Source organism: Amycolatopsis sp. NPDC051372 (assembly GCF_040682095.1).
In the GTDB taxonomy this organism is placed as follows: Bacteria; Actinomycetota; Actinomycetes; order Mycobacteriales; family Pseudonocardiaceae; genus Amycolatopsis.
Window position 1 is genome coordinate 1 of record NZ_JBFBAF010000051.1, and the last position, 20,342, is coordinate 20,342.

At 64.8% G+C, this 20,342-nt stretch carries 12 protein-coding genes and 2 pseudogenes; 7 read left to right on the forward strand and 7 right to left on the reverse strand.

Annotated elements, in window-relative coordinates; all coding sequences use genetic code 11:
• Positions 1-1,329: 1,329 nt before the first annotated feature.
• From AB0M56_RS46575 to AB0M56_RS46595, 5 genes are all read left to right on the forward strand, one after another.
• A complete protein-coding gene (locus AB0M56_RS46575; RefSeq protein ID WP_364188902.1) occupies positions 1,330-2,325 on the forward strand; it encodes a DNA methyltransferase in 996 nt (331 codons plus the stop codon).
• Positions 2,322-3,239, forward strand: coding sequence for a site-specific DNA-methyltransferase (locus AB0M56_RS46580; protein ID WP_364188905.1), 918 nt, complete (start codon positions 2,322-2,324; stop codon positions 3,237-3,239). The genes AB0M56_RS46575 and AB0M56_RS46580 overlap by 4 nt, the downstream gene beginning before the upstream one ends.
• Positions 3,240-3,262: 23 nt before the next feature.
• A complete protein-coding gene (locus tag AB0M56_RS46585) occupies positions 3,263-4,075 on the forward strand; it encodes a site-specific DNA-methyltransferase (protein ID WP_364188908.1) in 813 nt (270 codons plus the stop codon).
• Positions 4,076-4,146: 71 nt separating this feature from the next.
• On the forward strand, positions 4,147-4,305 hold the full coding sequence (locus tag AB0M56_RS46590; RefSeq protein ID WP_364189010.1) for a helix-turn-helix domain-containing protein: 159 nt from the start codon (positions 4,147-4,149) through the stop codon (positions 4,303-4,305).
• A 221-nt stretch (positions 4,306-4,526) separates the two neighbouring features.
• Positions 4,527-5,969: a tyrosine-type recombinase/integrase gene (locus AB0M56_RS46595; RefSeq protein WP_364188911.1), complete on the forward strand. Its 1,443-nt coding sequence runs from the start codon at positions 4,527-4,529 to the stop codon at positions 5,967-5,969.
• A gap of 231 nt (positions 5,970-6,200) precedes the next feature.
• Here the strand turns inward: AB0M56_RS46595 and AB0M56_RS46600 are convergent.
• A pseudogene (locus tag AB0M56_RS46600) lies at positions 6,201-6,662 on the reverse strand (thiamine pyrophosphate-requiring protein); the annotation flags it as partial.
• Between the two features lie 120 nt (positions 6,663-6,782).
• Between AB0M56_RS46600 and AB0M56_RS46605 the strand changes: the two are divergent.
• Positions 6,783-6,941, forward strand: a complete 159-nt coding sequence (locus AB0M56_RS46605; protein ID WP_364188914.1) for a hypothetical protein — start codon at positions 6,783-6,785, stop codon at positions 6,939-6,941.
• A 52-nt stretch (positions 6,942-6,993) separates the two neighbouring features.
• On the opposite strand, the pseudogene AB0M56_RS46610 reads toward AB0M56_RS46605, so the two are convergent.
• Positions 6,994-8,070 (reverse strand): annotated as a pseudogene (locus AB0M56_RS46610) (DUF6766 family protein).
• A gap of 97 nt (positions 8,071-8,167) precedes the next feature.
• Complete coding sequence (locus AB0M56_RS46615; RefSeq protein WP_364188917.1) at positions 8,168-8,500, reverse strand: plasmid stabilization protein; 333 nt, start codon at positions 8,498-8,500, stop codon at positions 8,168-8,170.
• 572 nt (positions 8,501-9,072) lie between these two features.
• Between AB0M56_RS46615 and AB0M56_RS46620 the strand changes: the two genes are divergently transcribed.
• Entirely contained in the window at positions 9,073-10,107 is a 1,035-nt protein-coding gene (locus tag AB0M56_RS46620; RefSeq protein ID WP_364188919.1) for an alpha-L-rhamnosidase C-terminal domain-containing protein, read from the forward strand.
• 117 nt (positions 10,108-10,224) lie between these two features.
• On the opposite strand, the gene AB0M56_RS46625 is transcribed toward AB0M56_RS46620, so the two are convergent.
• From AB0M56_RS46625 to AB0M56_RS46640, 4 genes are all read right to left on the reverse strand, one after another.
• Complete coding sequence (locus AB0M56_RS46625; protein WP_364188922.1) at positions 10,225-10,878, reverse strand: hypothetical protein; 654 nt, start codon at positions 10,876-10,878, stop codon at positions 10,225-10,227.
• A gap of 361 nt (positions 10,879-11,239) precedes the next feature.
• On the reverse strand, positions 11,240-15,004 hold the full coding sequence (locus AB0M56_RS46630; protein WP_364188925.1) for a hypothetical protein: 3,765 nt from the start codon (positions 15,002-15,004) through the stop codon (positions 11,240-11,242).
• A gap of 878 nt (positions 15,005-15,882) precedes the next feature.
• On the reverse strand, positions 15,883-16,377 hold the full coding sequence (locus AB0M56_RS46635; protein WP_364188928.1) for a hypothetical protein: 495 nt from the start codon (positions 16,375-16,377) through the stop codon (positions 15,883-15,885).
• A gap of 1,302 nt (positions 16,378-17,679) precedes the next feature.
• On the reverse strand, positions 17,680-20,280 hold the full coding sequence (locus tag AB0M56_RS46640; protein WP_364188931.1) for a helicase C-terminal domain-containing protein: 2,601 nt from the start codon (positions 20,278-20,280) through the stop codon (positions 17,680-17,682).
• Positions 20,281-20,342 lie beyond the last annotated feature (62 nt).

Consider the following 20,342-nt stretch of genomic DNA (forward strand, 5'->3'; position numbering starts at 1 on the left):
CACGATCACCATCACGAAGAGACAGCGCGGCAGCCGGTCGATTCGCCATACCGCATTCTGACACCCACCCAACCGTCAAACAACTAACGACACGCTACACTAGTAGCTCAAGGATCTCGTCGACCAGTACTTCTACTAGCTTTTCGGAGGAGTGGCATCAGTCAGACCGACTACATCCGCAGCCTGACGAGCAAACTGCGGCCGAACACGCGAATTCCAGGTGGTTCGCAGCTTCGTTGAAATCCCGATGGGTTGTGTCGCGAGAATTCATTCCTGGCTGGTCCAAAATGACGTCGCAGTCGGGAGTTAAGGGATGTCAGAACTCGGCGAGCCTCCCACGAAGGAGATCCGCGATGAGCCCAGCACGCGGCAAGAAACAGCGAGGAACCTGCTCTCGCGCTCAGCACACACCTGCTCCCGTGCGCTCATTCCCGAACGCCTCGCGGGAGTCGGGGACCCGCGCCGTGTCTTCGCCACGCCGCGTCGTGCGCACGGCCCGGCCGAGCACCGTCTGGCCCTGTGCCCAACCCCGCGTCAGCGGAGGAACGGGATTGCTGGCCGACTGGCTGCTGACGGCGATCGTGAAGATCGTGACGGCCTACACGGTGCCCTGTGATCGAGTGCTGATCCTCGAACCGGCGGCGTACCTCGGACCGTCGATATCCCGGCCGCCGGCAGGTGCTCCTGCCTATCGCCTGCGCGGTCCGTATGCCGGACTACAGGAAGCCGCATGGACAGTCGCCCGGCTCGGGCGCCGCGTCCGGACTCAGACCGCCGTTGCTGATCTCGACCCCGGCTGGGGGGATCCCACGCGGACACCGGCGGAGGCCGAGTCCGGACCCGGACCGCGCACGGGCACTCCGATGACCGACCGGACCACGGCGCGGTCGGTTCCAGCCGGGTACGGACCGGACCGCGCCTCGACGACGGCAGACCAGGACCGCTTCGACCTCATCGCCGCCGCCGCCGACGTGACGACCCTCGGCTGGTTCCACCCGGCCGACTGGGCCGGATCGCTCACCACCTCCGGAGCCCTCGCGGTGATCACACGCGGTGACCAACCTGATGAGCGATGGAGAGACCCAGCCGGATTGCTTGTGCCTGCGGCGCGGCGCGCAGGGCTGCGGTACCTCGACCGGATCGCGCTCCTGCGCGTGCCCGTACGACGCGGTGCTCTTGGCTCGACCGAGCTCACAAATCACCCCGGTGTGGGAGCCGTGCCGTCACAACTTTTCGCGCCGAACCGGCACATTCAAGCCCACGACGACCTCCTCGTCTTCACGCGCCGGCCGGCCTTGCGGGCGCCTGCACACGAGGAGGAGACATCCGATGCGTGACGACCGGACGCCTCCGCTGTCGGTCTGGCCGACCGGACAACGTGACCCACTCACTCAACTGCGCGACGTCGGCTGCGTGCCAGAGACCGATGCGGACGCCGAGCGGATTCCGCCGGCTGTTGCCGCGCACGCGATCGCCACCTACACCCGCCCCGGCGACCTCGTCGTCGACCCGGATTGCGGCGCTGGCACCGTGCTGAATGCGGCACTGCATGCCGGCCGACACGCGCTCGGACTGACCCCGCAAAGCCGCTGGTGGACCCTCGCACGCGCCAACGTCACCGCCGCTAAGCACGCGGGCGCCTGGCCTGACGGCGCCGTTCTCGACGCCCACCCGCAGGCCCTGGGGACCGCCCGAGCCGCAGGCCTGATCGGTCGAGTCGCACTCATCCTGACGAGCCTGCGCACCGGTCCGCTCCAGTCCGGCGACCCCGACCCAGCCAAGTCCACCCCCGCCGACTTCGCTACACCCCTGCGCAACTACGAGTCGCTTCTGCGCGACGGGGGTCATCTCGTCGTCGTCGCGAGACCACACCGGCACCCGGACGGCGAACTGGCGGACCTGACCACCCAGCTCGTCGCCGGCGCGACCGCGGCTGGGTTGGTTCCGGTCGAACGGTGCGTCGCGCTGACCGCCGAACTACGCGGCAGCCGACTGGTCACCCGTGCCTCGCTGACCGAACGTCGAAGCGCTGCCCGAGCGCGGTCGGGCGGTTCACGAACCGCGCTCGTCGCGCACCACGAGGTGCTCGTCTTCGAGCTTGCCCACGACGCCGTACTCGCCGCCGAGGGAACAGCCCGCGCCTCGTGTCTGACTGAGGTCGAGATCACCTCGCCCGCGGTGCGCGGTGCCTCCTACTCGGAGTGGATGCGAGCAACACACACCGTCGGCCTCTCCGCCGGCAGCCGTGCGGCTCGTCGAAGTCGCTCAGCCCAGCACGACGCGGTCAGCGTCGCGCGCTTCGACAACGATCAGGAGGCGGCATGAACCCTCGGGCCGACGACACCATCCACTACCAAGATGCCAGGACCACGCTCTACAGCGGCGACGCGACCACCATCCTCGGAGACCTTCCGTCGAAGTCGGTCGACTGCGTAGTCACCAGCCCGCCATGCTGGGACCCGGACGCGCACCAGACCCGGATGAGCAGCAACCACGGCCGCCTGCTCGGCGACGAGGCGACGTCGTCGAGGTACTTGAACAGCCTCGGGGAGGTCTTCGCTCAGCTGTACCGCGTGTTGGCGCACACCGGCAGCGTGTGGCTGAACCTCGGCGATTCGTACTCAGCCGAACCGCCGAATGACGTCTCAACGAAGGCCCTCCCGGGCATGCCCTGGAGGGTCGCGTTCCGACTCCAGGCCGATGGCTGGATATTGCGCAACGCGATCGTCTGGAACAGAACCAGGGCGCTATCGGGAGAAGTTCGAAGCGACCCGTGGAACCGGTATCATGTGGTGTTCCTGCTGACCAAGCAGCGACGATACTTCTTCAACCTCGATGCGATTCGTGAACCACTGACGCACTCGAAGTCGGCATCTGGCGACGCCGGAGTTTCAGGCAAACACCGCCAGAGTGTGAGTGACCCTGCAGCCGGTTGCAGCTCCTCCGCACGCTCGCTGGGGAAGAACCCTGGAGATGTCTGGTCATTCCCTCCGGAGCCCATCTTCGACAACCACCCGACACCGTTCCCGGTCGGTCTGCCGCGGCGATGCATCGCCGCCGGCTGTCCGGAGAAGGGAATCGTGCTCGATCCATTCAGCGGTGCCGCCACGACCGGTCTGGCGGCGCGCGAGCTCGGCCGTTCCTACGTCGGCATCGATCTTAACCCCGGCTTGCACAACGTCGCTCTGCGCCGCCTTGGTCTGAAGAGTGACCGGACGAACTGGAGCGCAGCAGCATGAACCGACTTCATGGACCCGCCAGCGTGACCGATCGACGGACGTTCGACGTGCTCGTGGGGGACGCGGCAGAGGTGATGACCGGGATGGCGACCGCATCGGTCGATTGTGTCGTGACGTCACCACCGTACTGGGGCCTGCGGGACTATCGCGTCGGAGGGCAGCTCGGTGCGGAGTCCACTGTCGAGCGCTATGTGGCACGGCTCGCCGAGTCCTTCGACGAAGCGGGCCGGGTTCTCGCTCCGGGCGGGACGGCGTGGCTCAACCTCGGCGACTGTTTCGGGGGCTCGTGGGGCAACTACGTCGCTGCAGGGTCTACCGCACGAACTGCCCGAGCGCGATCTGCGATGGGCTACGGGGTGCATCGGCCGCCAACCTCGGCTTGCCGACGGAAGGATCTGATCGGGGTGCCGTGGCGAGTGGTGTTTTCGTTGCTGGAGCGCGGTTGGTTCTTGCGGAACGCGGTGGTGTGGGAGAAGCCGAACGCACGACCGGAAAGCGTGCAAGACCGACTCGCTCAGCGCTACGAGATGGTCTTCTGTCTGGCACGACAAGGAAACCTCGATGGCGGAGCCGCCGAGTCCGGGGTGGATCTGTGGCGAGTGCCGGCGGGCCGTTCCCGCACAGGGCATCCGGCGGCGGGCACATTGGAGATCGCGCGGCGTTGCGTGCGCCTGAGTTGCCAGCCGGGTTCTGTTGTGCTTGATCCGTTTTGCGGCAGCGGCACGACCGGCGTCGCAGCTCTGGAGCACGAGTGTGCCTTCATCGGCATCGACCTGGACCCAGCGAGCCAGGCCATGGCGCAACGCAGACTTGCTGAAGTTGAGGCAGGCGTATGAAATCCGGGCAATGCAAGGCAGATGTGATGGCGATCTCCGAAGTAGCCGGACTGCCAACGGTGGTGGACTTGATGACGGCGGCTCGGGCCTTGCGGATCGGCCGGACAACGGCATACGCATTGGCAAGCTCAGGCAGCTTCCCGTGCACAGTGTTGCGCGTCGGTGGGGAGTATCGCGTTCCGACTGCGGGGCTTCTTCGGGCTCTCGGACTGGAACCCCCGATGGGGTGAACATGGGTGGGCTCGGGCTTCCCCGAGGACGGTCTGCAGCGCGAGCATTCAGATCTGCCAGCAGAACCGCTGGTTCCACGAAGACAGGAGAACGTTGACGCATGGCCGAGGGAAGCACATATCGGCGATGTTCGTGCCGAGACGCGAAAGGAAAGGAACTGGGGGCATCATGCCCCAAGCTGAAGAACAGCCGGCACGGAAATTGGGCGTTCAGGATCGAGTTGCCCGAGGACGCGAGCGGCAACCGTCGCCCGCGCCGCCGTGTTGGGTTCGATTCGGCAACTGACGCTCAGACCGAGCTCACGCAAGTCCGCAATCTGCTGGGGATTCCTGACGACGATGATGTCGAAACTCGCCGTAAGATCGCGGACCTCATCGCCGAGGCGATCGGGAAGAAGACGAAGCTGCCGGACGTCGAGGAGACGCGGCGTTTGGTCAAGGCGGGCGCCGATGTCTCCGACGACCCCCGCATGGACGAGGTGCTGGAGGCGTTCTTGGCCACGAAGCTCAAGGCCGTCGAACGCGGCAAGCTGGCCCGCAACACCTACCGTTCGTACGAGTCGCATGACCGGCTGTATCTGCGTCCGCATCTGGGCGGCATCCGCCAGCGCAAGCTGCGGGTACACCACTTGGACTCGATGTACGAGGCAATCATCGAGAACAACGAGCGCATCGCGGAGTTCCGGCAGAGTGGCGACCAAGTGAAGATCGCAGCGGTGAAATGGCAACGCCCCGTCGGGCCGACGTCCCTCCACAAGATCAACGGAACGCTAAAGACGGTGCTCAGCCCTGCGGAGAAATCCGGGATCCTGCTGGCGAACGTGGCCAAGCTGGTGGAACTGCCGGCCTTGATACGGCCGACGCCGCTGGTATGGACGCCGGAGCGAGTCCTGTTGTGGCGCCAGACAGGCCTGAAGCCCGGCCCGGTCATGGTGTGGACGCCCGACCAGACGGGCGTGTTCCTCGACGTCGCGGTCAACCACCCGCTGTATCCGCTGTTTCACGTCATCGCCCACGTCGGCTTGCGTCGAGGCGAGGCGTGCGGGCAACGACGTTCGGAATGCTACCTGGACGCGGGCACGCTGAACGTGACGAACCAGATTGTGCAGTGGGGCTGGGAGACCGCGCAGACAAAGCCCAAAACGACAAACTCGGAAGGCATCGTCGCCCTGGACGCAGACTCGGTACTGGTGCTCCGGCTACACCTGGCCCTGCAAGACGCCGATAAGGCACGCCTGGGCAGCGACTGGCACGAGAACGACCTGATGTTCCCCCGGTCGGACGGCTCTCCACTGCATCCCGCTGAAGTGACGGACGCTTTCTACGACATCGTCGAACGCGCCAGCCTGCCGCCCATCCGCCTGCACGACCTCCGCCACGGCGCCGCCACACTGGCCCTCGCCGCAGGCGTGGAGATGAAGGTTGTGCAGAACATGCTGCGGCACTCGTCGATCACGACAACCTCGGATATCTACACCAGCGTGCTCCCCCAAGTCGCTTTCGCAGCCGCCGAAGCGACCGCCGCGATCATCCCCCGGCAGTCAGCGCGCAGTCTCGGGCTCTTCTCGGGCTCGCACGTGCCGGATTCTGTCGAGGTATTCGCGCAGGTCGATCGGGCCAAGGGTGGTTCGGCTGAGGGCTGGCGGGGAGGGCGGTTGTTGTGATGAGCCCGAGCGAGGAGCGCGATCCGGTGCTTTCGGCGGTTACGTTGATCGGGGGCATCGTGGCTCTGGACTTTCCTGTTCGGTTCCGGGAACGTGTTCACTTTGGCGCGGCGGCTGGGGTGCCGGTCTGGGTTGCGCCGCTGGTGGCGCCTGCGGTGGATCTGTCGGTGGTCGGGCTGCTGATCGCGATTCGGTATCCGTCGTTGCGGGGCGCCCCTGCTGAGGTGGTTCGTAGGGCACGCCCGGCCCCATCGTGGCGAGCGTGCCGGACAGGGAGCTGCGGACGTCGCCGCGGATGCGGAGGTTGCGGGCGTACCAGTTGGTGGAGGAGCCGGAGTCGGCGGTGACGATCGCGTTGTCCGGCAGGCGGCGGGACAGTTCGGAGACGATGGTCATCGGGTTGACCGGATCGGCGTCGACGGCGGCTTCGCGATCGACGGTGTCCCACCACGACGCGACGTTCTTCTCGATCTTTTCCCGCCACGAGCGGTCTTCCCGGCTCGCCAGCCTGGGCAGCAGCGCGCGCAGGGTGGCGCCGGCGTCACCGACGAGGTTGACCTCGGTGGGGTAGCGCATTCCGATGACCCGGCCGTCGAGGTCGATCTGCACGGCGCGCGCGTGGCCGAAGTCGGGGAGGAACTGCGAGTACGGGAAGTTCGAGCCGATGATCAGTAGGGTGTCGCAGTCGCGCACCCGTCGACCGTCACGCGAGCGTGCGAACGGCTGGTTTCCCTGGGCCTGCTCCAGAAAGCGCAGAACCCGCTGAATCGGCGCGAGACGCTGCTGGCCCCCACGGCGAAGGGTCGTCAGGTCGTGGACCGTGTGGACGAGGAACGGCGCCGGGCGCTCGACGCGGTGCTGAGCCGGCTGACGCCCGAAGACCGGCGGGCCGCGGTGTCCGCACTGGGCCGTTTCGCCGACGCGGCCCGTGCCGGCGACAAATCATCCATGGTTGTGTTACGCAACGATTGATCGGACGGCCGTCCCGGTCGCGGCGGCCGCACCAGGTGACTGCGTCGCCGGGTCAGCCGGTTTCGTCGGTGACGTGGCGGGGTGCGCCGACCGGTTTGGATTCGGGAGAGCCGCGCTGGCGCAGGTAGATGCTGAAGATGGCCATGGATCCGATCGCGAGGAATTCCGATTGCCAGTTCTGCAGCGTGCGGTTCCAGAAGTTTGCCGAAGTGAGGTATTCGGGCCAGGTGAGGGGATCGGCGAACTCGCTGAGTTGTTCGGCGTTGTAGGCGGCGACGCCCGCGACGGACTGTGCCAGCCAGGAGAGCAGGAAGATCCCGCCCATCATGAGCCCGAGGGAGCGGGAGACCGCGGTGCGCCAGCCTCCGGCCGCGACCCAGCGAGGTGAGTCCGGCCGCGCGTGTTCGCCCAGCAGCTGGTCTTCTGCGGTTTAGCGGCCGATGCGTCCGGCCGGTTTGGACTCCGAGCCAGACGGTGGCGAAGACGTAGAGAAGAACTGGAGATACTCCGATTGCCAGTTCTCCGCGGCGTCGACCGCAAACGAGGAGGACAACAGGTAGCGCCCCAAACTGACCGGGGGTGCGCCGCGGGCGAGCTGGTCGTTGTTGAAGTCCACCAGGCCAGACCACGCCTGCCCGGCGAGGCTAACCAGGAACAGGGCGCCGAAGATCAGCGACAGGCCGTTGTCCCGCAGGAAAGCGCGCTTCATCGGCCCAGGAGCCCGATCACGAGGAAAGGCCAGCGAAGCGAGCACCGGGATGAGGTAGGAAACGAAAACCGCGTGCGCTTTCATCGGCCACCTACCGTGCAGTCGTAGACCTGGTCGTTGTGCGGCCGGCAGCCGGCGCCGGTGATCAGCCAGCCGGCCGGAAACTCGTGCAGGAAGAGCACGTCTGCGTCGGTGCGGATCTGCGCCTCCTCGCCCCCACGCCGACACCTTCCGGACCGGCGTGCGGGGCAGGGTTGGAAGCGAGGAGCAACTCGTGACATCCCGTGCGCGTGGTGCGAGCAGTGCACTCGTCGGGCGGTCGGTGAAACGCTGGGCGACGTCACGGGCCATGGCCTCGCTCGCCGTGCCGCAGCCCGCGACGCTCATCGCCGCCATCACCGCGGCCGCGGCCGCTCTCATGCCAGTGCCTGTACCCCGGCGCCCCTTCGACCACACGGAGACGAGGTCAACACCACGATCTTGCTCGCGCCACCGCGTCCAGTCAGCCCGTGGCGGGCTAACGGCCGAGGGCGTTTTGCAGTTCCTTCTTCGACATGGTGGAGCGGCCCTTGACGTTGCGCTTCTTGGCCTCGTTGTAAAGCTGCTCCTTGGTCGGCCCGCCCGGCCCCTGCCGGTTCCCGGAGCGTTTCCCGCCGCGCTTCTGCGGGCTGGTGTCCTGCGTCGAACTCTTGCTCGCCGTCTCCGACTCACCCTGCTGCGCGCGATTCTTGTTGACCGTGCGGGCCGCGATCTCCTCGGCGCGCGAATTGCTCGCGCCGCGGTCCTTCCGCGAGGACTTGATGTGCTCGTACTGACGTTCGCGTTTCCCGCTCCAACTGCGCTCCGGCATGGTCACTCCTCCGCTCTGACCAGCAAATACCCCTCTCGACACACCGCCAAACCGCTCGCGAGGTGCTCAGCGGCCGCGGAGACGCGGTGGTTCGCCCCGCCCTCGCTCGGGCACCCCTGCCCCAGGCAAGACAGCACCGATCACCCCGACATCGCCCGCCCCGCAACTCCGGACTGAAAGTTCGCACGCATCGACACTGGCGCCCAGGATTGAAATACGCAACGCTCTGATCCGGGAAATCTGTTGCGTTCTGCGCATCAGTCTGTGCACGCGCTTCAAGAGACGTGCCGGCGGCACCTTCGTTGACGCCCGGCACTGCACCCGGCGGGCGGCAACGGCTCCGACGTGCCACCAGCAAAGCCCGACTCGCGCTCACAGAACACCGCCGCCGTCCGCGGCCTGTGGTACGTCCGCGACGGTCGGAGAGCTATGCGCACGGACGCCGATACCGGCCGGGTCAAGGAGCTCTGGTGTCCTGCGTGTGAAGTCCGATTTCCGATATCGAACACGGCGACGACGAGTTCAGACGGCCCAAAGTCAAGTTGATTCCTCAGTGATGGCGAGCAAGCGGGATGCAGCGGGGTTGCCCAAAGACCCGCTGGGTCGAGTTCATCGAACGGCACAACCCCGACGCGATCTGGCGGCACGCCCGCAGCTTCGACTACGGCGACTGGCTCAGCGTCGACGAGGAGACCGATCACGAGATCGTCGCCACCGCGTACTACGCGCACAGCGCCGACCTCACCGCCCGCGCGGCCGGAGTCCTGGGCGACAACGAGCAACACGACCGGTTCGCGACGCTCGCCGGGCGGATCCGCTCCGCATTCGCCAAGGAATACCTCGGCGACGATGGCCGCGTCGGCGCCGGCACCCAGACCGCGCAACTGATGGCGCTCGCCTGGGACCTGGTGCCGTTCGCCGATCGTGGCAAGGTGCTCGACCGCCTCGTCGAATCCGTGGAACGGCGCGGCTACCGGCTCACCACCGGGTTCCTGGGGGTCGCGCTGCTGTGCCCGGCGCTCAGCGACAACGGCCGAGCCGACGTCGCCCACAAGCTGCTCGCCCAGACCGAATACCCATCGTGGGGCTACTCCATCAAGAACGGCGCCACCACGATCTGGGAACGCTGGGACGGCTGGACCCTCGAATCCGGCCCGCAGTCCGCGGCGATGAACTCCTACAACCACTACTCGCTCGGCTCGGTCGGGCAATGGCTGTTCGAAGGCGTCGCCGGACTCGCCCAGCACCCCGACTCGGTGGCCTGGGACCGCTTGCAGATCGCACCCCAGCCCGGCGGCTCGATCACCCGCGCCGCCGCCACCTACCGGACCCCGCGCGGACTCGCCCGCTCCGCGTGGTCCATCACAGACGGCCAGCTACGACTGGACGTCGAGATCCCTGTTGGAGCGACCGCCGAGGTCCACATCCCGACATCGGACCCGGACAGCGTCCGCGGGTCCGGTGCGGACCTGAGCGAAGCACCGTTCGTGAGTGCCGTCTCTGAAACATCCGCAGGGTCGCGGCTGTCGATCGGTAGCGGTACTTACACGTTCACAGCTGTGGCCTCGCTCGACGCCCATGAAGGGCATGATCACAGCGGCCGCTGAGCAGAGAATTACCAAGCGGGCCTACTGGTTCGGGAGAGCGTGCTGCCGCTCCTGAGCATGCGGCCCGCTCCTTGGCAGGAGCGGGCCGTCGGCCACGCGGTTCAGACCCATTGAGCGTTATCTTTGGTCTGCACGGTTCTTTCGGGCGAGAATTCTCCTGTTGAAGGAATAGTTTTGTTTCGCCCATGAAATTATGCGGGCCCGACGTCGGTCGACGCCTATCTCTGAGCGGGTTATGCGCTGAAATTCTTTCAGTGCGACCGAAAAGTCCCCAACCTTGCCGTTCTCTCGCCAATCATCGAGCGTGTCTGCGAAGTCTGAGTATCGTTGGGCGGCCTGCGGACTTCCGAACATTTCAATGTCACCGAGCGCTGAAAGGATGGCTTGGTAAACTGCTTCGTGGTCAATCTGGTCCTTGGCAAAAGGAATGCCGACCATCGAAGATATCCCTGCAGCGTAGGCGTCGCGACGCAGTTCATCGACCTTGGCCCGCCTTCCCTGCCATGCAGTGATGACGGGTGAGATGACGGTGCCGCTGACGCCAATGCCCGCACCGATCAGGGCCGCTGTCGCTGCATCCACGCCAGGTTCCTCCATGAGTTGATCACGTCGGTAGTCGCCACGAGGCGGCGAGACGTTACGCGCTGGCTTTGGTGGCCACGTGTGGGCACCAGAAACGGTATGGAACGTTGGCCGCGACCGCTGCTGCTGGCTGAGTTCGGCGCCCGCCGCGACAAGATCACCGCGTTGCTGCAAACTGCCCGGGTTCATGCCCGCCGAAGACTGAGGCGAGCGTGCGCATCTTGGCTCTGGATCACGTCCTCGCGAGTGCGTTGCGGAGACTTCACGTTCGCGTCGGCAGTGGTCAGCCGTCGGGCTGGCCTTCGGCCGACCCGACGGAAGTCCGTTCAGCCTCGGCTACCTGACGCACATGTTCAGCTGGCTTGTCGTGGAGGCCGGGCTGCCGCCGATCCGGTTGCACGATCTCCGGCACGGTGCCGCCAGCCTTTCGGTGGCTGCGGGGGAACGATCCCAAGGTGGTGTAGGCGCTGCTCGGGCACTCGAGCAGCCAGTAGCTGGATGCTTCAGCGGATCGCCTCGTCTGCGCTCTGGATCTGTTCGCCGACCGTGGTCACGAGAGTTCACCTCTGGTGTCGGCTGAGACTGCGCGCACCGGTCGCCAGCCAAGCACGCCCATTTCGTGTAGTGCGACTGTCGCTGCCGCAGGGATCACCGCAGTGAGTACCTCGATAGACTTCTCCCACTCGGTCAGTCTCAATCTGGTGGCGATTAGTAGCTGCTGGTAGTCCGGATCGCCGTTTTCGAGTGATTGCGGTGTCACGCGGCAAGCATCACCTGATCCAGGGGACTCGTTGGAGCATTCCGGCGACAATTTCGCCAGGTTAAGCATCGCTGTGGCCCGTTGGTTGGGGTCGGAGATGCCGCTCGCGATGGCTTCGATGTGTTCTCGGGCGTGTTCCTCGGCGAACATCGCCGTCACGTCCGTGAGTGCGCCTTCTCTGTGGCCAGGTGTGATGAGATCATCGGCGATGGTTTTGGCTCGCCCCGTGTCACCTGCCCATGCGGCAGCCCCAGCAACCCACTGCAGTGCCCAGTCCTGGATCTCTGCCTTGACGACGGTGTGGGCGACGGTCTCGGCTTCATCGACCACTGAGCGCGCATTTTCCAGGTCACCGGCTTGCACGAGTGCCCCCGCCAGATGGGCGAGCGCCCACGCCTGCTCGCTTGGCTCGGCGTAGCTTTGAACCAGCGTCTCAGCGCGGTTGATCTGCAGACGCGCACGTCGGGGATCGCCGGCGTCCACGAACGCGTCGATGATGTCCGCCAACAACCACAGGTAGCTGTCGGGGTTGTCGATGTCGCACGCGATGGACTCGGCGCTCTCCAGGTCTCCGGCCTGGGCAAGGACTTCCACGAGCCAGGCCTGCACCAATGCGCGCCCATCGCGGTCGGCGATATTGGGGACGATGGACAGGACGTGGTCCACCAGCGCACGCACTCGGTCTTCCTCGCCGATGTCGACAGCCACCTCCGTCAGGTGAATGAACAACTTGGCTTGATACTCAAAGTCACCGATGTTGCGTGCAGCGTTTTCAGCGTGATGAAGCATCCTGCGCGCTCGTTCAAAGTCGCCGGCGTCGGCGATCGCTGCAGCGATTTTCCCTAGCGCTGACGCGCGGGAATCTGGGTCAGTGATGTGGTCAGCGAGGGCTTCTGCGCGATTCAGATCGCCGTGGCGCGCCCGCGTCACGGCGATCCGTTCCAAGGGCGACGACTGCCAGAGTGGGTCGATCTCGTCGCGGACGAGCGTTTCGGCGCGCTCCAGGTCGCCACTCTCAGCCAGCGCAGCCGCGACGTCACACAGAGCCGATACCCACCGCCGTGCGCTGGTAATGCCGCGGGCTACTGCTTCAGCCCGCACGAGGTCGCCCGCCTCGGCAATCGCCGCTGCCACATCGGTTCGTGGGTGTGGACGAAGTGGCACGTCGATGAACTCCCTGGCCAGGGCTTCGGCGTGATCCAGATTGCCCGCACGTGCCAGTGGTATTGCCACCTGCTGCAGCGCCATGGTGCGCGACCGCAGATCGGGAATGCTGCGGGCCATGGTCTCGGCTCGCAGCAGGTCGCCGCAGGCGGCGGTTGCTTTCACAATTGCGGTCAAGATCATTGTCTGATGGTGTCCGGAAACGGTCTGGAGGGCGTTTTGGGCCTCGTCGATCAACGCACGAGAGCGGTCCATATCGCCGATTCGAGCTCCAACCGCCGCCAGGTCCGCGAGAACCTTCGCCCTGATGGACGGCTCAGTGATGTCGCGGGCAATCGCCTCGGCGTCGTTGACGAGCGAGCGGACGCGGTCGCTGCAATCCTCACGGTCGCGTTGTGCGAGCGTCGCGGCGAGGCGGGCGAGCGCACCGGCCCGGCCGCCAGGGTCGGTGATGGTCCGGGCGATGGCATCGGCGCGCTCTCCCTCGCCGGTTCGCGCGACCGCTTCGACGAGTTGGGTGAGCACCGACGACTGTTCGTAGGAGCCGAGGCTGCGAACGACGGCTTCTGCCCGCTGCACCTCGCCGATTCCCACGAGTGCCTTCGCAATGGCCATTAGCTCGATGGATCGAGGGCCAGAATCGAGTCTCCGGCTAACGGTCGTCTCCGCGTCGGCAATTAGTGCGCGGGCTCGCTCGATGTCATTGGCTCGTGTCACGACCTTGGCCAGGTATGCCAGCGCCTGCACCTGCATCCTGGGATCACTGATATCACGCGCTTGCGCTTCCGCCCGCTCCAGATCACCTCTCGTCGCGGTTGCAGCGACGACGTGCAGCAGAGATTGAGACTGTGTGAACGGGTCACTGATGTTGCGCGCGGCCGCCTCCGTTCGGTCAAGCAATGAACGTGCTTGCGCTGGGCTACCGACCTCGGCCACCGCCAATACAAGGTGACTTAGTGCAGCCACATGGTTCTCCGGGTCACTGATGGAGCTGGCAAGGGCAAACGCGCGGTCGGTGTAGCCGCGGCGAGCCCAGCAAGCAGGCAGATTGACGGGGATGCCATCGTTTCGGCTGATCAGGTGGTCGCGATGGATCGCCAGCCGCAACATCGCCAGCAGGTCGACGGGGCTCTGGAGAAACAGGTGATCCTGAGTAACGATGACCTCAGTCAGGGCAGCGTTGTCGCCTCCGGACAGGTCGAGCATGCGATTGTGGCGCCGTGCGTCGGTGCTCAGGGCGACCATACGGGGCAGGTCGTTAGTCGCCGTGAGCATGCGGTGGTAACCGCGGAGCAGGTATTCCGGTGTCTGCGGCGGCCAGTCTAGGCCGCAATAGCGATCCGCCCACTCATGCAGGTGACGCCGGTAGGCCGCCAGTTGGTTCTCTCCCAGTTCATCGGCGGCGATTGTCTGGAGGTCCTCGTGTCCGAGTAGAAAGACGGTGCTGTCCGGGCGCCAGTGCGCGTTGCGCGTATCGAAGGTTCGCGCCGCGACTTTGCGCAGCCGGCGATGAACTTGGCGCGTGCTCTGGTTGGTCAGTTCGGCAAGATCGGCAGCCGTCAGACCGCCACGGGCGACGGTGAGTAACCCGAGCAGATCGCGTTCTTCTGGACCGGCATGCAGCATACGGTCCAATTCCAGGAGCATGCGGTCCTCAGCGACCTTCGCGTGGGCCGAGGCATCCAGGGGACGCAGCGAGGCTGCATCGCGCAATGGATGGTCGGCGGAGACATCGGCGGGGAGTTGGGGGTTAGGCCGGCCAGCGACCAGGATCCTAATCCCGATCGGTGGACGGGCAGGCAACGCGGCGGCGATGCTGATCCCCAACCCGGGGCGGTCGTGCGGGGTGGTGCGGTCCTCGTCCAGGCCGTCGACCAGCAGAACTAGCCGTTCGTTCCTGCTCTGGCAAGCTTGTGCGGCGCGCGCGAGCAGGCCGGTCAAGTAGCTGTCACGCACATGCGGGGGCATCGTCGCCGGGCTAGGCTCACCGAGGATCTCGGCCAGCTGGTCGCCCACGATATCCACGAATGCTTCCCTGGTGTCGTGCCCGGCCCAGCGGGAGGTGACGAAAAATGCCACCACACGCACTCCCGGCGGCGGTGCGAGCGCGAAGGAGGCCATCAACGCGCTCTTGCCCGACCACTTCGGTGCCCGCCACCATCGGTACGCCGGCGCATCATCGTCGGCCGCGGTACAGAACGCAGCCAGTTCGGCGAGCTCCACGGTCCGATCGAGCAACCGGTCGGGGGCGATCTGCGCGATCTGGTCGCGGTAGTACGAGACCGCCGCCGGGGCGGCGGCGACCGTGACGGTGCCCGCCCCGCTGATCGCGACCGCGCCCGGCGCAGTCGCGATTGCGTCCCCGGACCTGGAGACCCTAGCCGTGCTCACCTGCGGCCACGTCCCTACCGAAGCTGATTCGTCTCCCGCCGTTCAAACCGATCCTCGCTCCAGCCCTGCTCACTGCAGTTCCAATCTCACCGGCACCACCTGCGACTGGACATCAGCTGAGGTCGACGCCGGTGACGACGCTGCCGCCATCATCGGCCTGAGCTTCTCCGGTGTTACGCGCGCTGACTGGCCCCGCTTCCCCGGCTGTGCCGCGTACTCCTGAGACAGCGCTGCTGCCAGCACCCGCGGCAGTTGCGTTCCCCGTGCCTGCGGCCCGGATCGTGCGACCCGATCCAGCTCGACCGGGCGAGGCGAGCAGGGCGGTCCACACCGCAACACCGACTGCGGCCACTGCCCCTAGGGCGGAAGCTACGGTAGCGGCCCTATTGGCCTGATCCCACTTAGCCACAGCGAACCAAACACCCAAGCCGGCCACCGCCACGCAAGTAACCGTCAAGGCGACGCGTGCTCTGTTCATACACATAACATCGCACAAACCGACGGCGTTGTATCAGTGCAGGCCCGGTGGCCTCCCGACGGCTACCACTGAGATTCTTCGCACCCTCGCATCGGCAACTCTCTCGGAGCTTGCAGCTCGCCCACGAAGAAGCCGGCCCGTGGACAGCTCCGCCAGACGGGCTCTTGTTGTCGGCTTCCGCGCTCCGGCAGCCACCCTGATACGCGACCGGCTTCGAACGATCGTGGACGTGCGCCGGCGCCGTGCGTCGGTGCTGCTGTCGCGCTCGGCTGCGGGTAGAGGTCGGCGCCCAAGGCAGGATCGTCGTCGACTATTTCCGCGGCGGCCGCATCGAGCCAGAGCGCATCGCAGGCATCGACGTACGTCATTTAGTCGGTAGATGAACCAGGCTCTCGTTAGGTCAGGCGTTCGAGCCGCTAGCCGCTGCAGGGTCCAACAAGGTGAAGGTCAAAGTCCAGCGCTCCAGACCTGTTGGATTGATGTTTTCGGGTATCGGAACGTAGCTCGTTTCATCGGCGAGCGCGTAGCGTTCGACCGACACGTGGTAAGTGCCTTGGGTCGGTGGAACTACTTCAGAACCGCCCACGACCTGGTCCGGGTTCTCGAAGTGGAAGCCATCTGAACCTAACGTCAGCGAGCCCGACGTCGAATTGTGATCGAGCGTGTCGACTGAGGCTGCCGCTGTGAACTTGACGATGACCTGCGCGGTGAGTGATTCGAAGAGGCTGTTGAAGGCGATCCCTCCCGTGCCAAAGATGCAGATCAACCGGCTCGACAGCATCCGGCCTACGAGCGTGCCCGGGTGCGCGTCGGCCTCGAATCGTCCCTTTACCAGGTAGAAGAGTCCTGGATACACCGGAACCTCGAACCGTAGTTCTTCGCTTTCCGCTACCACAGGGCGACGATACCACGACCACACCACGAGTCACGGTCGATCGTGGCATCGAGGCCTCCGTGCAAGGTTTAGACGCGGTCGGTCTGCGGAAACATAAAATCCGTCGCCGTCGAGAATTCTGTTGTTCTTGTAGAATAGCCCAAGGTCGCTGCCAGCTGTACGGTTCTGAGTTTTATCAAGCGGTGTCGCGGAGTAGCCGACTGCCGTCTGCGTGTCGCTATGGGCTGCACCTTGATAGGTTGACCTAAATGGATATTCGTCACAATCCAGCCTGCCACCTTGCGTGTAATTCTGACCCCAGAACTGCACGCAGGTCGAAACTGCCTTCGCGTGGTTTCTGTTGTATGTGGCTGTATCCCTTTCGGGAAGTAGTCGAGTCAGAGGATATCCTGAGTTCACGCCGCCTGGAATCAGAGAGAACGTTCCAGGTTTGGTGACTCCTGGCGCTGACTGGGCTGTCAAAACGTGACTAACCACGTCGGGGTACCGCGACCTCTCCGGCCCATAGTTGAGCACTAGCGTCCTTCCGGTGAAGACGCACCCTTGAGCAGTACCGGGGATGTAGTTTGCCGTATCACAACGGAAGAAGTCGGTCGGGTAGTACACCCTGTACTGGGAGCTTGTAGGATCGAAGAACGCTCCGCCGACTTCATAGAACGCCTTTCCGTCTACAGCTGTCGAGCCTCCGCCTGGAGTGACAGTCTGAGAGAAGTGCTTGTCGCCGCCCATCCACTCGCGCATGGTGTAGATCCGCCGGCCCGATAGTGGACAGCTAGCCATCGAGCGCGCCAGGTTCGAACGCCCCCCTCGGGGAATGCGGTCAGCGCGCGCGAAGTGACTGGGTTCCGCCAGATCGCCGGGTTGCCGGGGCTGCGGCCGACGTCACTCCGCCGGCGCGGCTGCGGCGGGTGGCACTCGCCGAGGTCGCCCAGACGCCGCAGCTGCCACCTGAACACGGGCCCGACTGAACCTCGACGCGTCAAGCGCACCCTGCGTGGCCTGGTTTGTGCGCACCGCAGCCCACCCCGTGCAAACTCAAATCTAACATTCTGGAGACCCAGCGTCACGAGTGAGCATGAACCTCGTGAAGCCGAAGCTCGTCGAACTCCTGATCGAGCAGGTCCCGAGGGCGGGTTCGACCGGGAATCCGCTGGCGCGCTCGATCGTCCGGTCGAGGAGCGCGGTCAACCCCTCCACGGCGACGGTGGTGCCCCTCCGCAGCCCACTTGCTGGAAGCAGAGCGGCGAGCTCCCCGCGCACACGCCGCACCCGCTCGACCGCACGGTTCGCCGTCGCGACGGCTTACCTCGGCCACTCCCGCAGAAGTGCTTCACCGTCGGCAAATATGGTTGTGGCATCAAGGGCGCGAATGAGCCAACCCGTAGCTGGAAGATATGCCGACACGCTCTCGGCTGCCGCGAGCCGTGCTTCGGGGACTTCTGCGGACCATGTACTTGCGAAGACCCCAAGTAGTTCGTTGACGCGAGTCCACAGCGCTGCAACGGCATCCTGGCGAACTACTTTGATGAACCCAATGCTGGCGGCCGCGGCGGGATCAAGTTGTTCGAGGTGTGTGACGATGACGCCTCGGACCGCATAGCCTTGGCTGTTGAGTTCTGTCCATGCGCGTGATGCCTGGTTGTGCGCTTGACCTACGGCATGTGCGTCGACGGCGCTGGTGTCCTGATGCTCAATCTTTGCTTCCCAGGTCACCACTTCACGTTGATTGCCGAATACCCCACGCCACCGGCAATCTGTGGCGGCCCCATAGCTAGGTCGTGTTGTGCTGAATCCGAGCAGGGTTCCAAAAGTTTGAAGCGCTTCGGCGTATTGATCGTGGCTTCTGGAGGTCAATCCGGCAGTAAGACGCGCTCGCCACTTTTCGAACCGAGGACCTATGCCGACGTGTTCCAGACGGTCGTCGAAGCTCTGTATCATTACAACGCGGAAATCATCCGGATTGACGGTCCGGGCTGCTGGTGCCTGTTGTTGATGACGGAGAAGAGATGAGCGCAGACGGTTGAACCACGACGAGACTCCACCGCGCGCAATGGCATGCTGGAGTATGTCGAGAGAGCGGACCGCAGCAGTCGCATCCCCGCGGCGACCTTCCAAAAAAGCAGCCTTCGCTCCACACCACTGTGCGAATGCGCCGAGTTCGCGCATCCCTAACGTGCTGCATGCTTCTTGTCTCTGGCGAAAAGATTCCTCCGCGGAACAGTAGTCTTGTCGTGAATGCAACTCCAGCCATCCGGCTACCTCGGCAATGGAGTCATCGCGCCCGAGGCCGTTCGCGATCTGCGGCAATGCCGAGGCAGCCTGAGCCAAGTCGCGGTCGAAATCCTGGAAGTCGCGCTTGAGGAACGCGGTGGCCCGCGCCACAAGAGCGTTATCCTCAAGTAGGGTGTCATTCTCCGCGAGGTCAATCTCGGCCTGCACATTCGCGGGCAAGCCCCGTCGGCGTGACTCCTGACCGAAGTGGGCACCAAAGCGACGATCCGCGAGGATGTAGACGCCGAAATCGTCCGCAGCCCGATTGCACCTTCCCAGCGCCTGCACGATGCGCTGATTCAAGCGCTGCATCATGAACCCGGCATCGCGGAGGTATTCAGCGGCGAATTCCTCTTGCGGATTGATGGCTCGCGGCTGGGTTGCGAGGATCACTAGACGGCATTGATCGGTCGAGAAGTCCATTCCGTCAAAGCGACCACCCACAAACAAGTGTCCAGCCGACGCTGCTTTGAACTGCTCAATCTCGTCTCCAAGACTTGACAGCAGCCATGTGGGTCCCGCAGGTAGGTTCATAGCTCCCAGCCACGAGGCGATGGCAGTGCGATACTCCTCGGCGTCCTGCTTAGACGCACACAGCCACACGCTCTTGGGCTGGATCCGCAACGCCGCGGCGATGATGTTCGCGAGTCGCACCGGCACGTCGGCGGCGTCGTCCGGATTAAGTACGAGCAGTCGGCGACCGTAGGTCTCCGCCGCCTGGCCAGCCTCAATCGGCAATGGCACTATTGGTTTCGTGCCTAGTCGGCGTGCAAGATCGGACGGGTCGCCAATGGTTGCAGAGAGATAAATTCGCTGTTCGGGATCGGCATATCGGGGATTGTCTTGCAGTGGGTAGACGTACGGTCGCAGCCAGAGTGACCGCGTGGAGCAATAGATGTTCACCTCATGGAGACGTTCGCGTACGCGGGCCCATCGGTAGCGCAGGTCAATATCTGTCTGCAATTCTGCAGCGGAGTCGACGATCGCACGGAATCTGTCGACGAACGCGCTTTGGTCGAGAAATGACAGCAATTCGGTACCTGTGCGCGAGGGGGTATTCGCCAAGGCATCCTGGAAAGTTGCATAGTCAGGGAAGGCTTGCGCAAGGTCCCGCACGAGCGCTTGGAATAGAACCGGCTGGGCGTGACGGTCGATCTCGACAGAGTAAAGGGAATCTAGTGCTCCCTCGGCTAGATGCGCGTCATCGATAACCAGGAGGTCCGCGCTGTCGACAACTGGGTTTTGATTGAACATCACCCAGTAGTTCATGACCGCGATTGCCTGTGCCCGTCGATACCGTCGTCGATCAGGCAGAGGGATCGTGTCCCCGGCGCCCTCAAAGCGCACGACCGGTACACCGAGCTGCTGCCCCTCGTGCTCCATCTGGCGGGCCAGTGTCTTGTTCCCGGTGAGCACAGCCACCGTCTTGCCTTCACGTCGCCATGCCTCGCAGATCAGCAGCGCGATCAGGCTCTTGCCGGCACCGGTGGGTAGCTCAACGGCCAGATCAGGCTTCGAGCTGTGATCAGCAGCGTACCGCTGCAAGGCTGCGAGCTGCGCAGGGCGCAGCACGTTGAAGGTGGCTGAGCTCAGCTCGCTGAGCAACCGGACATAGTCGATGTCGCCAGGCACCTAGGTTGTTGTACACGACCAGCGGTACTCGCGGTAGGCCGGGCAAGGTGACGTGCGGTCCC

Bases quoted from the DNA above. Each gene is read 5' to 3' on its own strand.
- AB0M56_RS46575 (WP_364188902.1), top strand. From the start codon at position 1,330: ATGCGTGACGACCGGACGCCTCCGCTGTCGGTCTGGCCGACCGGACAA.
- AB0M56_RS46580 (WP_364188905.1), top strand. From the start codon at position 2,322: ATGAACCCTCGGGCCGACGACACCATCCACTACCAAGATGCCAGGACC.
- AB0M56_RS46590 (WP_364189010.1), top strand. From the start codon at position 4,147: ATGACGGCGGCTCGGGCCTTGCGGATCGGCCGGACAACGGCATACGCA.
- AB0M56_RS46615 (WP_364188917.1), bottom strand. From the start codon at position 8,500: ATGCCGGAGCGCAGTTGGAGCGGGAAACGCGAACGTCAGTACGAGCAC.
- AB0M56_RS46620 (WP_364188919.1), top strand. From the start codon at position 9,073: ATGCAGCGGGGTTGCCCAAAGACCCGCTGGGTCGAGTTCATCGAACGG.
- AB0M56_RS46625 (WP_364188922.1), bottom strand. From the start codon at position 10,878: ATGAACCCGGGCAGTTTGCAGCAACGCGGTGATCTTGTCGCGGCGGGC.